General features: G+C 63.4%; 1 pseudogene and 1 other annotated feature. The pseudogene reads left to right on the top strand.

The features are described 5' to 3' along the window. Positions 1 to 967, top strand: a pseudogene (locus U1737_RS20640) (IS3 family transposase); the annotation flags it as partial. Next, positions 20 to 136 (top strand) — a sequence feature (AL1L pseudoknot). It overlaps the preceding pseudogene by 117 nt. Positions 968 to 1,006: the final 39 nt, after the last annotated feature.

The raw sequence follows: 1,006 nt of genomic DNA on the forward strand, positions 1-1,006 counted from the left end.
AGATTCTGCGTAAGGCGTCGGCATATTTCGCGCAGGCGGAGCTCGACCGCCCGTTCCGGCGATGATCGCTTTCATTGACGATCACCGCGATGCCTATGGGGTCGAGCCGATCTGCCGCGTCCTGCCGATCGCCCCATCCACCTACCACAAGCACGTCGCGCAGCGACAGGATTCAGCGCGTCTGTCGGCGCGGGCGCGGCAGGATGTGGCCCTCAAACCCGAGATAGCTCGCGTGTTCGCCGAGAACTTCGCGGTCTACGGCGTGCGCAAGGTCTGGCGGCAGATGATGCGGGAGGGCTTTGCGGTCGCGCGCTGTACCGTGGAGCGGCTGATGCGCGAGATGGGCTTGGCAGGGGTAATCCGGGGCAAGCCGGTGCGCACGACCATCAGCGACAAGACGGCGCCGTGCCCACGCGATCACGTCAATCGCCAGTTCTTTGCGCCAGCGCCAAACAGGCTTTGGGTGTCGGACTTCACCTATGTCGCGACCTGGGCGGGGTTCGTCTACGTCGCCTTCGTCATCGACACCTACGCCCGCCGGATCGTCGGATGGCGTGCCAGCAGGACAGCACATGCCAGCTTCGTCCTGGATGCGCTCGAGCAGGCGCTTCATGACCGCCGGCCGGTTCACCGTGGTGGCCTGATTCACCACAGCGACCGCGGGTCGCAATACGTGTCTATCAAGTACACCGAGCGACTTGCCGAGGCAGGGATCGAGCCGTCGGTTGGCAGCGTCGGCGATAGTTATGACAACGCTTTGGCCGAGACGATCAACGGCCTCTACAAAGCCGAGGTAATCCACCGGCGCGGACCCTGGCGCAGCTTCGAAGCTGTCGAATATGCCACGCTCGAATGGGTCGACTGGTTCAATCATCGTCGGCTGCTCGAGCCTATCGGCAACATCCCGCCTGCCGAAGCCGAACACCAATATTATGCTGCCGCAGACAACATCGATATGGCGGCGTGACTCACAACCCAAGGCCTCCGGCAGACCCGGGGCGGTTCA

Origin of the sequence: Sphingomonas fucosidasi (genome assembly GCF_036663855.1) — a bacterium.
In the GTDB taxonomy this organism is placed as follows: Bacteria; Pseudomonadota; Alphaproteobacteria; order Sphingomonadales; family Sphingomonadaceae; genus Sphingomonas; species Sphingomonas faeni_B.